Below are 15,037 nucleotides of genomic sequence, written 5' to 3' on the forward strand. Positions count from 1 at the left end.
GCAATGACAACAAGAGAATACGCCATACAATGTATTAAAGACGAGGCACAGGCTGTGCTCGACATGATACCACAACTGGATGACAACTTCGACAAAGCCGTAGAACTCATCTACGACTGCCATGGAAAAGTGATTGTCACCGGTGTTGGCAAAAGCGGACACATCGGTGCAAAGATTGCTGCCACACTGGCATCTACAGGCACACCGTCGTTTTTCATCAATCCACTCGATGTATATCATGGCGACCTTGGCGTCATGTCGAAAGGCGATGTGGTACTCGCCATTTCCAATTCAGGACAGACCGACGAACTGCTACGCTTCATACCAATGGTACTCCACATGGAGATTCCTATCATAGGAATGAGCGGTAACCCAACGTCATTACTTGCAAAATACTCCACCTGTCACCTCAATGTTGCAGTAAAAAAAGAGGCTTGTCCACTCAATCTCGCACCAACCAGCAGCACAACGGCAACACTTGTTATGGGCGATGCACTGGCTGTGGCACTGATGGAAAAACGCCATTTCCGACCACAAGACTTTGCACAATTCCATCCCGGTGGCGAACTCGGCAAACGATTACTGACCACTGCACAAGATGTGATGATTACCGAAAAACTCCCTATCCTATCACCCGATATGCATTTGGGCGATGCCATTATACTGGTAAGCAAAGGTAAACTCGGACTGGGAATAGCTATCGTAGATGGACAAATTGCCGGACTTATCACCGATGGTGACATTCGACGCGCCATGGAAAGATGGCAGGCCGAATTCTTCGACCGCACTGTGGCAGACATCATGACACGTACGCCAAAGAAGGTTTCGCCACAAACCAAAATCTCTGAAGTACAGAAAATAATGAATCAAAACAAAATACATAACGTGCTCGTGGTCAATGAACAAAACCAACTCTTGGGAGTCGTTGACCGATATGCTTGCGTATTGTAATAACAGATACTGACAATGAAAGTACTGAAAAAACTATTAATCATCCTCATGCTGGCCATGCCAATCGCAGCAGCCGGCATCTATTTGTTTAAAACGCTTGACGTGCGCAACGGACTGACCAGTAGTCAGATTAACTGCATACTTAAAGACTCAAGAGGATATGTATGGATGGGAACACCTGCGGGGCTATACCGCTACGATGGCTATACCTTTAAGAGTTTTCAGAGCAACTCACAGGATGGTTCATCACTACCCGACAGCTATATCATCAGTCTGCAGGAAGCATTGGACGGTAACATCTGGGTGCAAACCCTCACTGGATTCTGCGTCTATCACCCACAAACAGAAACATTCGAACGAGATATGAAACAGGTTTATACCGCTATGGGCATTGAAGGACAACCCACCGTGGTATATTTCGATAGACACAAAAACCTGTGGGCAGCCATTCCAAACAAAGGTGTGGTAGCCTATAACATGCAACAACAATTGCTCTATGAATTTGGTTATACCAACGACGCACACGGCGTGCCACAGGGAACTATATGTTCAATCGGTGAATGTCGAGATGGCGCAGTCATCGTGTACAACGATGGACGATTGGTTTGCTGCGACGTAATGCACCAACAGCATACCGTATGGCAGACTGACTTTATTGCTCAACAACATCTGCGCCATACCTCTTCACTCAAAGTCTTTGCTGACAAAAACGATGTGATATGGCTCTACGGACAAGGCACACTGATGCGCTACAATAAAACCTCTAACACTTGGGATACTACCATAGGCAATCAACTGGGACTCACTGGTGTATCGGTGGATCACAGCGTCAATGGCATAGTGGGCGACAAAGCTGGAAATATATGGATAGGTACAGACCGTATGGGACTCATCAGAACAAATACTGAGGCACAAATCATGGAACCTGTACGTCCCACCAACGGTATCGATGCACGCACACAACAGGAAACTATCGGCATACAAAGCCTATACGTAGATGATACAGACCTGCTATGGGTGGGAACAGAGAAATCGGGTGTAGCATTCTACGGCGACAACATCTATAAATTCCAAAGCAATTTCAATGGCGATATCACTGCCATCGCACAGGACAACAGCGGTCGCATATGGTTTGGTACAAGTGACCATGGTGTAATAGGCTACGAGGGACCTCTTGCCAGCCAGAAGGTTTCGTGCATGACAACAACCTCTGACGGAAGCCTTTGGGTGGGTTCACGACAGAACGGACTGACTCGCATCAAAGATGGATATGCTAAGATCTTCTCTGTTGCCCGTGATAGTGCAAAGACGCTGATCGATGACCATGTCAATGCACTAACCAGCGATAAGTTCGGCAACGTATGGATTGCAACCAACGGTGGACTGCAGGTGTTCAACCCACAGATGAATACCTTCTCCTCATATACACGTGAAAATGGTATGCTCAACACCAACAATGTGACCTGTCTGTTCTACGGGAAAAACAACACAATGCTGGCAGGAACAGCAGAAGGTCTTATCGTATTGAACCTCTCTACACGTGACAAAACCGTGCTGACAGGAAACAAATCAAATCTAAAAACGTTTACCAACAACTATATCACACAGGTTTACGAAGACTCAAGAGGATTGATATGGGTTGGAACACGCGAAGGTTTGAATATTCTGAACTTGGAAAACGACACGCTCAACTATCTCACAGAGAAGAACGGACTCTGCAACAACTCTATATGCGGTATTACAGAAGATAAAAACCACAACCTATGGGTGACCACAAGCAATGGTATTAGCCGAATCGTAGTGCAGCGTAACCATGAAAATGGTACATTCAACTATGGTCTCTACAACTACAATACCAGCGACGGACTGCAAAGCAATGAGTTTAATATGGGTGCCATACTCACTAAAGCAGACGGAAATGTGCTCTTCGGAGGTCTCTATGGAGTGAACTGGGCAAGACAATCGGGCAAGAACGACCAGGAACGTTTACCAAAAGTGATGCTCACACAGCTCTTTGTAGGAGAAGAGGAAATACAGATAGGTCATGAATACGATGGACATGTGATTCTCGTACAAGCTCTCAACGAGAGCGGGCGCATTGAACTGAAGAATGGTCAAAACAACTTCACCATCAAATTCGCTGCAGGTAACTACAACCAAGGCGAGCGCCTGCAGTTCATGTACTGGATGGAAGGACGCGACAACTACTGGCGCAACGGCGATGCACTGCTTCACGGTGTGAAATTCCGCAATCTCAGCAGTGGAACATACACCCTTCACGTTAAAGCAGTAAGCGCCAATGGTGCTGTCAGCAATAAAGAGCGTACCCTCGAAATTGTTATCGACCGCCCATGGTGGTTGTCATGGTGGATGCTCACCATCTACGTTGTCATCGCCATCATCATACTATGCACTTGGCGATATGGATTCAAGAAGATGAGAACACTGATGCTCCACAAACGCACCGTTATAGACGAACTGAAACGACAGCGTGAAGAAATAAAACTGGCAAGTGATGACCTACGTCAACCTATGGCCAGAATGACAACAATCATCGGAAATCTTTCTGAACAAGAACACTCTCTTGAAGGAAAAGAACAACTCAACTCTCTCCACTTCCAAATGCTACAGGTCATCACCCGTATCTCAGAAATGCAAACTACACTGGAGCATCCGGAAGAAAAAGCCGAGAACAAAACCCATGACAGACTGGAGTTGGGTGCAAGAGGTAGTCTCGATTTGTCGCAAGTAGAAGCTCCTGCACTGACGGCAGATATCAAGCCTATACGCATCGAAACTACCACTCAACAGGATATTCACGTGATGATAATCGATGATAACCACGAGTTTTTGTTGTTCCTCAAAGCCCATCTGCGCGAAATTTACCATCTACATCTCTATGATGATATTAAGAAAGCACGGGCTGAAGTGGAAGCATTGCACCCTGACCTCATCGTCTGCAAAGATGACATGAACTATATGACAGGTAGTATGCTCTGCAACCAGTTGAAGAGTAATCCACGTACCGAGCGCATCAAATTCGTACTATTGACAGATCAAGTGATGTCTCAGGAAGATATGAACAACAATAATATCACGCTCTCGGCTGACGATTATATTGCTAAACCGTTTAACGTACAAGAGGCTGTTTCACGTTTCAACGTACTACTCGGACTGGGTGCCGCTCTGGTAGATCACGATACTATCGAAGGCTATGAAACACGCCGACTGGAGAGTCAGAACTCCAGCATGACAACAGCTACGTTGACCAGCAAACCCAGTAGAAAGCCGATTGATGAAGAAGCTACAACTCCTGAGCCGTCAACAACTGACGAGCAAGAGCAGAAGCAAGAAGACAAATCCGTACAGAGCGGCAAGGAAATTGCACGTCAATACTATGGGGACGGTACTATCGGTGACTACTCTATGAGTAGCATCATGGACCAACAACTCATGAGAAATGTGGAACAATATGTACTGCAAAATATGAGTCGCGGACAAATCAGCGTAGAAGAGATGGCTTCGGCGATGGGTATGGGACGTGTACCTTTCTTCCATAAGATACGCAATATCACAACCAAGACACCTGCCGAACTGGTTCGCGAAATTCGACTGAAACATGCCTGCACACTGCTGGTCAATACCAACCTCAACCTCAATGAGCTGGCTATCAACATCGGATTCATGACTGCCGAAAACTTTATCAATATCTTCCAATCCAAGTATGGCATGACTCCACTGGAGTACCGCATGAAACACAGCAAGTAATAGTAACAAAACAATCCAGCAAACAGCAAGAAAACAAACATGTTACGACATAAGGTTCTAACCCTGTTTTTCCTACTATCACTATCAGCGAGTGCTCAAACGAGCGACTCGCTGATTGTTCGTACACTCAAAGCAAACGGAATACGCTTCTCCCACGACAATAGTGTAACACTACTCATGTCGGGACAGGAGAAATTCGATGATATGTTCAAAGCTATCCGACAAGCAAAAAGCAGCATCCACCTGGAGTATTTCAACTTCCGCAACGACAGTATCGCATCGTTACTCTTTGATATTCTCAGAGAGAAACGTCGCGAAGGTGTTGAAGTAAGAGCCATGTTCGATGGATTCGGCAACGACTCCAATAACCAGCCGCTACGCAAACGTCACCTTAAGAAATTGCGTGCCGACAGTATCAATATCGTAGAATACTCCCCTATCCGCTTCCCTTGGATTAACCATATCTTCGGTCGCGACCATCGAAAAATTGTAGTTATCGATGGTAAAGTGGCTTATACAGGTGGAATGAATGTGGCAGACTATTATATAAAAGGTACGAAACAAGTAGGGGAATGGCGCGATATGCACTGTAGAATAGAAGGCGATGCCGTCAACGAACTGCAAGCCATATTTATCAGAATATGGAACCGTACTACTGGCGAAAATGTACATGGCGCAAAATACTATCGTGGCGGTAAAGACACAAAATTTGTAGGACTCAAGCCCGATACGACAGCAACAGCAGGCCGAAAGACAGTAGCTATTATCAACCGTGAGCCCTATCGTACGCCAGCAATTATGCGTACCTTTTATATTAATGCCATCAATCAGGCACAAGATTCTATCAAGATTATCAATCCCTACTTCACACTCATTCCCAAAGTGACAAAAGCATTGACACGTGCTATCCGCAGAGGTGTAAAGGTTGAAATCATACAGTCAGCGAAAAGTGACATTCCCCTTACACCAGACTGTGCCTACTATCAGGCACATAAACTGATGAAGCGTGGTGCCACTGTATGGATGTATAAACCCGGTTTCCACCATTCTAAAATCATGATGGTTGACGGACGTTACTGCACGGTAGGTAGTACCAATCTCGATGCCAGAAGTTTGAAATGTGACTTTGAAGAGAATGCAGTCATCGTAGATCGTTGTACCACACGCGAACTTGATGAGATGTTTATACGCGATACAAAAAAGAGTTTCTTACTAACTCCAACAACATGGAAACAATTCCGTACCCCATGGCAGAGATTCGTTGGTAAGTTTGCCCATCTCTTAGCTCCACTACTCTAACTCCATTTCTATGCCACATAATACTGTCATATCCATTTGCAAAGCATTGGCCATCATACTGATGGTCATCGGACATGCCGACTGTCCCGATGCTTTAGGAGCGTTTCTTTATGAATTCCACATGCCACTGTTTTTTATAACAGCTGGCTATTTCTTCTCTGTGCGATACATCAACGACGAGGCGACCTTTGTCAAAAAACGCTTCAAAGGACTATATCTTCCTTTTGTCACATGGTCGGTATTCTTCCTTATCCTCCACAACACGATGTTTGACATCGGTATTCTCAATGAGCAATACGGCAACTGGACCGGTGGAGTGACCCATCCCTATAGTCCTCATCGCATACAACAAAACCTTTGGACTATCTTTACTGCTATGGGGGGATATGATGAGTTTCTGTGTGGAGCATTCTGGTTTTTCCGTGGTCTGCTTGTAGCAAGTATCGGTTTCTTGGTTTGCTATAAGATTTCAAATAGAATTATAGGTTGGACAGACAGCACGCTGCAACAGCATACAGCGGGCAATACAACTGACAATACTACATGGAGTTCAAGAATAAGGCTGGTAATCTGTAACCACCGAACAGTCATTACCACGCTCTTGGTATGCTTGATTGCATTACTGCTTGCAGGATGGAAAGCCTATGAAGGCCTTCGCATTATCACTTTGGTACAAGGAGGTTACAGAGAATTGATGGGTATGTTCTTCTTCGGATGCGGATTTCTGTTTCGCCAATGGGAAGGACATTATAAAGCCACATGGTGGTCAACACTTGTGTTTGGTGTTGTAGTATGGTTGTTTTCCCATTATCTCACTGCCAACATGAACTGGCGTTCCACCTACACACAGTTTTTATCACTTCCGATTCCAGCCTTTTGTGGTTTTCTTATGACCTATAATATCGCACGATGGCTTGACCGTCATCCTGGACGTATCCATCGTTTTCTTGTATATTGCGGTGACCACACCCTGCCCATCTTCGTATTCCATATCATCAGCTACAAGGTTGTAAGTCTATTGAAGATTGCCTACTATGATTTGGATTTCGCACAAATCGGTTGTCACATGGTAATCCACTACAATGCCAAGGAAGATTATTTCTGGATACTTTATGCCATAGCAGGAGTTGGCATCCCATTAGGATGGACCTGGTGTTACCATAAGTTGAAACCCGTATTAGACGGTTACATCAACCGATAACGGGTATATCCATAATCCCTATAATATAACACAATCAAAATAATCCAAAATGCTGTCAGGAGAAACGCTGACAACATTTGGGACGAATATACTTAGCTTATGAATATCTGTTGTTAGGAGAATACAAGGTCGAGCATAAACTGTATCTCCGTATGGTCAATACCTCTTTCGCCTAACATCTGTCGGTCGAAATAATCAACATCATAGATTTTCTTATCTATCAATGAAAGATGCTTTCTAAAACTATCGACAGCATCCTTTACCTTTCGTTGCAACCAAAGACAATAACCATGGTTCAGATAATCGTCTGCTTGCATCATCTCCATCTTTATCAGCCGTTGGTAGAAAGTATCAGCCTGTTGCTCCCGATGGTCACAAACCAGAGTCCATGCCAATATGCGCATCACGGCAGCATCATCGGGGTGTTCATAATTGAGGCGATAGAGTAGTTGAAGACTTTCTTCATATCGTTTCTGATATAACAGACACACGGACTTATTGAGCATATAGCCCATTTTCTCTGGGCATTGTGCAATCAGTCGATCGTAGAGTTGTTCTGCCTTCTCATAGTCGGCATTGCCAAACAACTGTCGGGCATAGCCTGCTTCAGCGCGTTCATTATCGGAATCACACTCATAAGCCTTCTCGTAGTCACCTATCCACAGATAATACTGCAATCCGCGATGACTTTCTGCATAACTGTCGAGCAATCTTCTGCTACTTTCCGCCATCTTGCGTCGGCGCAACAGTTGCACTACATCATCCTTAAGCGGCTCTATCTTTGTGTCTCTAAATACATCTCGATCCATAAAGAGACATTCACCCATTTCGTGGTCATCGGTTACATGAAATGGGTTGCGATATTCGCTACGATAGGAATAAAGGCGGAAAAAACGATAAAGGTCCATAAGATATGATCGGCGCAATCGTTCAGCAGTGGGCTTAATACCCTGGTTGAGCATATCCAGCGGAACATCTCCCTGGTCCATAGTTTTCAACACTTCGGCAGGCATTGCATGGACAAACTTCTCAAAGCCTAATGCCATCGAGTATTTGTCACTATTGCAAAACTCGCCATTTGCCACTATCTGTCGGAGGAATGGATGCTTATCGCATGCCGCTTTGAAGGATTGCAACTGCGGATGGTCTATAAAAAAAGGTACAAACCAATTGCTCATATCTCGGAAGAAATCGAAACGTTTCATCTGTGAGAAACCACCGAAGAATACATCCGAGCCTTGTTTCTGCATATCCACCATGCGTCCAAACGATTCTTCCATCTTCTGCATTTTATCATCAAACTCTTCCGGATGGATCATCTCTTCGATATCTTCCTCTTCAAGCGCCTCAGGTTTGATGTGTAGCGGTTTATTTTTCAGTATATCTGGAATTATTTCCTGTTGTATTTTTGTTGCGTCGCGCTCCGTACCCATACAATAGACCATCTGCATCTGCAGTTCGGTAAGTTCACGACATATGGTGTCTGACTGCAAGAGTTCTTCTATCATTTGGCGCTGTTCCGGATATACCTTATTCCACTGTTCGTCCATTCCCAGCACCCATCCTACAAGTGCTCTTTGCCGCACAGCCTCGTCGGTGCCATGGCGATAGACACGAATCATGGTTTTGAATTTTACAATATCAAACTGGATGAGCAACGATAGCGTAATTGCCGATACCAATATCTGCTGATCGTTTGTATCAACTGCAGGTGAGAGCAACAGTTCCTCTATATCTTGCCCCACCGAAGCTGGCCATGAATTGGTAGTCAACAAGAAGTTGAAAAGATTATTTATACGATTTTGGTGCTCCGCATAGAGTTGTCGGCTCTTCTGTTCTCTGACATGCGGCTGTTCGAGCGACAGCATGGCGGTATCTGCCACAAAGGATTCCAATTCTTGTCGCATTTGCCCAATAGAGAGTTTTGCTTTTTGGCTTCTCACCTCTGCGTGTATGGCTGCGAGATTTTGTGTATTGCTAATTTTATCATACAATGCGAGATTGGCATAAAGCACAAAGACACGTTGCAACAATTTCTGATAGATTTCCTTATAGACGGGCACATCCATATTGTCCTGCCAATCAGTGCACAGTTGACTATATTCGTCCTTAATGGCATCAAGTTTTTGGGCAGTATGCACCTGTGGCCACGCTGCCAGCAAATTCTCCATTTCTGCAATGGCCATACCTACACTTCCGTATCTAAGTGGTATGGCTACCCTTGCCAAATGGCTGCCCAGCAAAGAAGTTTTGTCGGTCATCGGCATTTTTATCGTTAATGTTTTTTCTTCCACCAATTCTCCGCACGTGCCACATCCTTGTCTCTGACACCAGCAGCATGGCGATATTTCATTTCTGGTAGAGAGTCAACTACCTGCTCGGTTGTCCTGCAGTATTTTACTATCAGCGGTTTATAGTGCTTCACACCATATTTATTGATAGAGTCACATGCTGCATTATAGGCTTTCATAAAGAGTTCAAGCTGACGATGGCGCTCTGGACGACGCATCTCCACTTCTCTGAAAGCAAGTACACCCATCCATGCATCTATCTTCCGCGTGTCAAGCAATACATTGTTTTTGCCAATCCTTGCTGCCGTAGCCTGCGGTTCGGTCATGAAAAAAGCATCGAGTTCATTGTTGCGAAGCATTTGCAAACGCACATCCACATCGTTGATTTGCACTCGGAAGAGCTTTTCCGACTTGATTTTAGTTGAATCAACCACATAGTCGCAAAGCCAGTCAGTAACAGAATAGCGCGTCATTGCCACCATTTTATCATCCAGCTGTTTGAGATGTTTGAGACGTGCATGACGATTGGCTACAAGTTGCCAATAGGCATTAGTAGCCGCCATATATCTCAATGCCGTACCTTGACGAGTCATACGGGTTGCTCTTATCAAATCGGTCATTACACCTTCCACTCTTCCACGCTCAATGGCTGTATCACAATCCATCTGCGCCATAAAGTATTTCAATCTGACACCGCCGTTCAGCGTATCATATAATTGGTGGTGTTGGGCTACAAAGAGAGGCAGACAGTCCATGGTGGGCATAACTGCAATCTTCAGCGCTGCCGAATCTTTGCGCATTGCTTCTACACGCTGTTTGCGTGTCAGTTTCTTCGTTTCCTCATACGATTGTCCACATGCTGCTACAAGCAGCACAAGAACCAAAGCGGGTATAATTGTTCTCATGTTAATCATTTGCATGCAAAAGTACGAATAAATTTTGTAACACCGAAAAAAAATCACTAACTTTGTGCCTATTATGGCAAAGGATAAGATAGCATACGTCTGCTCTAACTGCGGACAAGAATCGGCAAAGTGGATTGGCAAATGCCCATCATGTGGACAGTGGAACACATTCAAGGAAATCCGTGTGACTGACACGCGCCAACAGGCAGCGTCGGCTGCTGCGTCTGTAGGACATCAGTTGCGTAAAAGCAAAACACTGACCCTGCGCGACATCAGTGCAAAGGACGATCCTCGCATCGATCTGCACGATAACGAACTGAACCGTGTACTGGGTGGCGGTCTTGTACCAGGTAGCATTGTATTACTGGGTGGCGAACCGGGTATTGGCAAATCTACCTTATCCTTGCAGACCATGCTCCACCTGACCGATCGCCGTGTGCTCTATGTCAGTGGTGAAGAGAGTGCTCACCAGTTGAAAATGCGTGCTGAACGTATTCCACATGAAGAGAGCGACAATTTCCTGATACTATGCGAGAACTCCTTGGAGGCTATCTTTGAACATATTCGTGATGTACAACCCGAAGTGGTCATTATAGACTCCATACAGACTATTTCCACCGAAGATGTGGAGAGTTCTGCTGGTAGCATATCGCAAGTTCGCGAATGTGCCTCATCGCTACTCCGCTTTGCAAAGACCAGCGGTGTGCCTGTCATTCTTATTGGCCATATCACTAAAGAGGGCACACTGGCTGGACCGAAGATTCTCGAACACATTGTAGATACAGTGGTGCAGTTTGAGGGTGACCAACATTATATGTATCGCATTCTTCGCAGCATAAAAAATCGCTTTGGCAGCACCAGCGAACTGGGTATCTACGAGATGCAACAATCTGGTTTGCGCCAGGTGGCAAACCCTTCCGAACTGTTGCTCACCGAAGACCACGACGGTCTTTCGGGTGTTGCCATTTCATCCGCCATCGAGGGTGTTCGCCCATTTTTGGTTGAAACACAGGCTCTGGTTTCATCGGCTGCATACGGCACGCCACAGCGCTCTGCCACTGGTTTCGACCAGCGTCGTCTGAACATGCTATTGGCTGTTTTAGAGAAACGCGTAGGCTTTAAACTAATGCAAAAAGACGTTTTCCTGAATATCGCCGGTGGTCTTCGCGTCACCGACATGGCTATGGACCTATCAGTCATTGCCGCTGTACTGAGTAGCAATGTCGATACACCAATAGAAGAAGGTTGGTGTATGGCAGGCGAGGTAGGTCTTAGTGGCGAAGTGCGCCCAGTGGCTCGCATCGAACAACGCATTTCCGAGGCTGAAAAGTTGGGATTCCAACATATCATCATCCCCCGCTACAACCTCAGTGGACTGAATCAAAAGAAATTCCACATAGACCTTGTCCCGGTGCGCAAAGTAGAAGAGGCATTAAGAGCCTTGTTTGGATAATACAGAAATTTGAGTTTTAGAAAAATTTCGACCACACGGCCATACAAAAAGCATATTCACCTATATAGCAAACACTTACATTTTTGATCGAGTGGTCGAATATTTTAAAAAATCGAATTATTTGTATCTTCGCCTAATAGAATCACAATAGATTCAACAGTTGAATATCTCTATATCACTATCGCATGGACATTTCCACATCATATCAGTCATCATAAACGGTAGTATCCTCAATACCAGCCTCTGCTAATGCTTCGCGACGCTCCACACAAGTACCACATTTTCCACAATGGTGCTCAGTACCCTTATAGCAACTCCACGTTTCTGAATAATCTATGCCGAGTTCTTTTCCACGTCGGGCAATATCCGCTTTGGTCATGTTGGTATAAGGCGAACGCAGCCTTACGCCAACAAATGTTCCTGCCTTAGCAGCTGCATCGAAAGCCTCAACAAATTCTGGACGACAATCGGGATAGATAGTATGGTCACCGCCATGATTAGCCATCATGACATAAGCCAACGAGTGACTTTCTGCCACACCAACGGCAATGGAAAGCATGATACCGTTGCGAAACGGCACTACTGTCGATTTCATATTGTCATCATCATAATGACCTTCAGGAATAGCATCGGCACCTTCCAACAAAGAACTCTTGAAATACTTCCCCATAAAGTCGAGGGGAATGATTACATGGGGTATGCCCAAGCGTTTACAATGCAGTTGGGCAAACGGAATCTCCTTGCCGTTGTGGTTACTACCATAGTCAAATGAGATGGCAAGCGCTATGCGTTCGTGCTCATCATATAATAAGGTGACGCTATCCATACCGCCACTCAAAATCAATACTGAATCTTTCATTCCTTTATCTGTTTTACACAATTTGGGTGCAAAAATACAAAAAAAAATAGTACCTTTGCGCCGTTTTATTTTTTTTCACACAATGTACAAACCAAATTACAATCAGTGCAAGGCCATCCGCTTCCGTCATTTTTCACGGAAGGGATACGCTCTCTTTGCCTGTGTTGGACGTGTGGTTACCATCGGTATACTGAGCGTAGCGACCTTGCAATCTGCAAGTGCTGCTGAAGTTTCAGCAAAAGAATCCGATACTGCAACCACCGACTCTATCCCAACCACCAAAGAGGCTCAGCTCGACGATGTTGAGGTGACTGGCTCACGCGCTCCACTTGCCAACGGGCAAGCTGCGAGAATGGTTACTGTACTGAGTCGCGACGAAATTCAAGCGGCGCCAGTACAAAGTATTAACGACTTATTGAAGTATGCCGTCGGTGTCGATGTGCGTCAACGCGGACCTATTGGTGCGCAGACCGACATTGGTATTCGTGGCGGAACGCAGGAGCAAATTGCCATCCTGCTCAATGGTATCAACATCTGTGACCCACAGACTGGCCACAACGCATTCGATTTTCCTGTAGATATCAGCGAGATTGAGCGCATTGAAGTGCTTGAGGGTCCTGCCGGCCGTGTCTATGGCACGTCATCTCTGGCAGGTGCCATCAACATCGTGACAAAGCGCGAGAAACAATCGTGTGCCGATGTACATGCCGAAGGTGGTTCGTTTGGTTATCTCACCGCCGGTGGTCGTTTGGTGTTACGCCCCGATAATTCGCCACTCACTTCGAGTCTGTCGGCCAGCATGACACGTTCAGATGGCTATAGTCGCTCTAAAGCTGGAAGTCTGAATAGCGACTATCAAGGAGGAAAAGTGTTCTATCAAGGACGGTACGACAGCAATCTATTGAACCTCAACTGGCACGCAGGGTTGAGTTCCAAAGGTTTTGGCAGCAACACATTCTACAGCGCCAAGTTCGATAACCAGTATGAGCGTACCACCAAATTCTTCACTGCACTGCAAGGAGAAACACGTTGTGGCGCTCTCAATTTCCGTCCTTCGGTATATTGGAACCGTAGCCAAGACCGCTTCGAACTGATTCGCGGTTCGGAAGAAGCTGTGCCCTACAACTATCACAGAACCGATGTGTTCGGACTAAGTCTCAACAGCTGGTTTGATTCACCACTTGGTCGTACTGCTTTCGGTGCAGAATTCCGTAATGAAGACATCATCAGTGGTAATCTTGGCGAACCACTCAATACACCCATACACATCCACGGTACAGAGCGTGACTACAAATATGGACTCAATCGTTCAAACCTCAGTTTCCACTTAGAGCATAATATCTTGCTGCGACAATTCACGTTGTCAGCAGGATTCATTGCATTCAAAAACACTTGGAACGAAATGCCGTTCACACTGTATCCCGGTGTCGATGCCAGCGTGCGCTTGGGTGATCACTGGAAAATCTATGCCAGCTACAACTCATCGCTACGTATGCCTTCGTTCACCGAACTCTATTATAGTGTAGGCGGTCACAAGGCAGACAAGTATCTCAAACCCGAAGAACTGCGTGCCTTAGAAGGCGGCGTCAAGTTCTATTCTGCAGCACTTTTGGTTCAAGCCAGCATATATCACCACCACAGCCGTAACCTCATCGACTGGGTGCTTGACCCCACAGCCGAAGAACCAATATGGCAGAGTGTCAACTTCACCAAGGTCAACACCATCGGAACGGAAATTTCTGCTCGACTCGATTTGGAACATCTATTCCGTCTGCCACAGTCCTATCTGTCGGTAGCCTATAGCTACAACGACCAAGACAAGGCCGAAGAACATCAGTTGGAGAGCCAGTCAAAACTGGAATATCTGCGCCACAAACTGGTAGGAACACTTCAACTGACTCCTATTGACCATTGGAGTTTCCTTGTCAACTACAGAATGCAGAAACGTACAGGCACATATCTCACGGTAGATGGCGTCACCAAGCCCTACCATACCTACGACCTCGTTGATGCAAGACTGACTTGGAGTCAACCCACTTACAGCATCTATGCCCAAGCCAACAACATCTTTTCGCGTAACTATGTCGATTACGGCAATGTAGAGCAACCCAATGCATGGATTGTGGTAGGAGCACGTCTGCACATCAATCAATAAGAAACAACAAACATCCTTATAAAATATAGCAAAAAGGCGGAGTTGACTACATTTTGTCAACTCCGCCTTACATTATATCAGTAAATCGTCTAAAAAACTTAAAATTATCTATCGAAACAACCGCAATGTTTAATCTTTTTCGTAACTTTGCGTGC

General features: G+C 45.5%; 9 protein-coding genes. 6 read left to right on the forward strand and 3 right to left on the reverse strand.

Annotated features, from left to right (window positions below):
* The first annotated feature begins 3 nt into the window (after window positions 1-3).
* Genes CIK89_RS01265 through CIK89_RS01280 form a run of 4 tightly spaced genes read left to right on the forward strand, consistent with a single transcriptional unit; the run spans window position 4 to window position 7,219 of the window.
* Window positions 4-951, forward strand: a complete 948-nt coding sequence (locus CIK89_RS01265; protein ID WP_094389623.1) for an SIS domain-containing protein — start codon at window positions 4-6, stop codon at window positions 949-951.
* 15 nt (window positions 952-966) lie between these two features.
* On the forward strand, window positions 967-4,719 hold the full coding sequence (locus CIK89_RS01270) for a two-component regulator propeller domain-containing protein (RefSeq protein WP_094389624.1): 3,753 nt from the start codon (window positions 967-969) through the stop codon (window positions 4,717-4,719).
* A gap of 39 nt (window positions 4,720-4,758) precedes the next feature.
* Window positions 4,759-6,018: a phosphatidylserine/phosphatidylglycerophosphate/cardiolipin synthase family protein gene (locus tag CIK89_RS01275; RefSeq protein ID WP_094389625.1), complete on the forward strand. Its 1,260-nt coding sequence runs from the start codon at window positions 4,759-4,761 to the stop codon at window positions 6,016-6,018.
* Between the two features lie 10 nt (window positions 6,019-6,028).
* Window positions 6,029-7,219, forward strand: coding sequence for an acyltransferase family protein (locus tag CIK89_RS01280; RefSeq protein WP_094389626.1), 1,191 nt, complete (start codon window positions 6,029-6,031; stop codon window positions 7,217-7,219).
* Between the two features lie 113 nt (window positions 7,220-7,332).
* Here CIK89_RS01280 and CIK89_RS01285 read toward each other — a convergent pair whose 3' ends face one another.
* Both CIK89_RS01285 and CIK89_RS01290 read right to left on the reverse strand, forming a co-directional pair.
* Window positions 7,333-9,480, reverse strand: a complete 2,148-nt coding sequence (locus tag CIK89_RS01285) for a M48 family metallopeptidase (protein WP_094389627.1) — start codon at window positions 9,478-9,480, stop codon at window positions 7,333-7,335.
* A 14-nt stretch (window positions 9,481-9,494) separates the two neighbouring features.
* Entirely contained in the window at window positions 9,495-10,415 is a 921-nt protein-coding gene (locus CIK89_RS01290; protein ID WP_254046346.1) for an ABC transporter substrate-binding protein, read from the reverse strand.
* 73 nt (window positions 10,416-10,488) lie between these two features.
* Here CIK89_RS01290 and radA point away from each other — a divergent pair, with 73 nt between their 5' ends.
* On the forward strand, window positions 10,489-11,868 hold the full coding sequence (gene radA / locus CIK89_RS01295) for a DNA repair protein RadA (RefSeq protein WP_094389629.1): 1,380 nt from the start codon (window positions 10,489-10,491) through the stop codon (window positions 11,866-11,868).
* Window positions 11,869-12,073: 205 nt separating this feature from the next.
* Here radA and queC read toward each other — a convergent pair whose 3' ends face one another.
* Window positions 12,074-12,727, reverse strand: a complete 654-nt coding sequence (gene queC, locus CIK89_RS01300; RefSeq protein ID WP_094389630.1) for a 7-cyano-7-deazaguanine synthase QueC — start codon at window positions 12,725-12,727, stop codon at window positions 12,074-12,076.
* Window positions 12,728-12,809: 82 nt separating this feature from the next.
* Between queC and CIK89_RS01305 the strand changes: the two genes are divergently transcribed.
* Window positions 12,810-14,882 (forward strand): TonB-dependent siderophore receptor, encoded by a 2,073-nt coding sequence (locus CIK89_RS01305; RefSeq protein WP_094389631.1) that lies wholly within the window; start codon window positions 12,810-12,812, stop codon window positions 14,880-14,882.
* Window positions 14,883-15,037 lie beyond the last annotated feature (155 nt).

Origin of the sequence: Prevotella sp. P4-119 (assembly GCF_002251345.1) — a bacterium.
In the GTDB taxonomy this organism is placed as follows: Bacteria; Bacteroidota; Bacteroidia; order Bacteroidales; family Bacteroidaceae; genus Prevotella.

Coding starts and splice junctions, on each gene's coding strand:
- CIK89_RS01265 (WP_094389623.1), top strand. CDS start 4: ATGACAACAAGAGAATACGCCATACAATGTATTAAAGACGAGGCACAG.
- CIK89_RS01270 (WP_094389624.1), top strand. CDS start 967: ATGAAAGTACTGAAAAAACTATTAATCATCCTCATGCTGGCCATGCCA.
- CIK89_RS01275 (WP_094389625.1), top strand. CDS start 4,759: ATGTTACGACATAAGGTTCTAACCCTGTTTTTCCTACTATCACTATCA.
- CIK89_RS01280 (WP_094389626.1), top strand. CDS start 6,029: ATGCCACATAATACTGTCATATCCATTTGCAAAGCATTGGCCATCATA.
- CIK89_RS01285 (WP_094389627.1), bottom strand. CDS start 9,480: ATGACCGACAAAACTTCTTTGCTGGGCAGCCATTTGGCAAGGGTAGCC.
- CIK89_RS01290 (WP_254046346.1), bottom strand. CDS start 10,415: ATGAGAACAATTATACCCGCTTTGGTTCTTGTGCTGCTTGTAGCAGCA.
- radA (WP_094389629.1), top strand. CDS start 10,489: ATGGCAAAGGATAAGATAGCATACGTCTGCTCTAACTGCGGACAAGAA.
- queC (WP_094389630.1), bottom strand. CDS start 12,727: ATGAAAGATTCAGTATTGATTTTGAGTGGCGGTATGGATAGCGTCACC.
- CIK89_RS01305 (WP_094389631.1), top strand. CDS start 12,810: ATGTACAAACCAAATTACAATCAGTGCAAGGCCATCCGCTTCCGTCAT.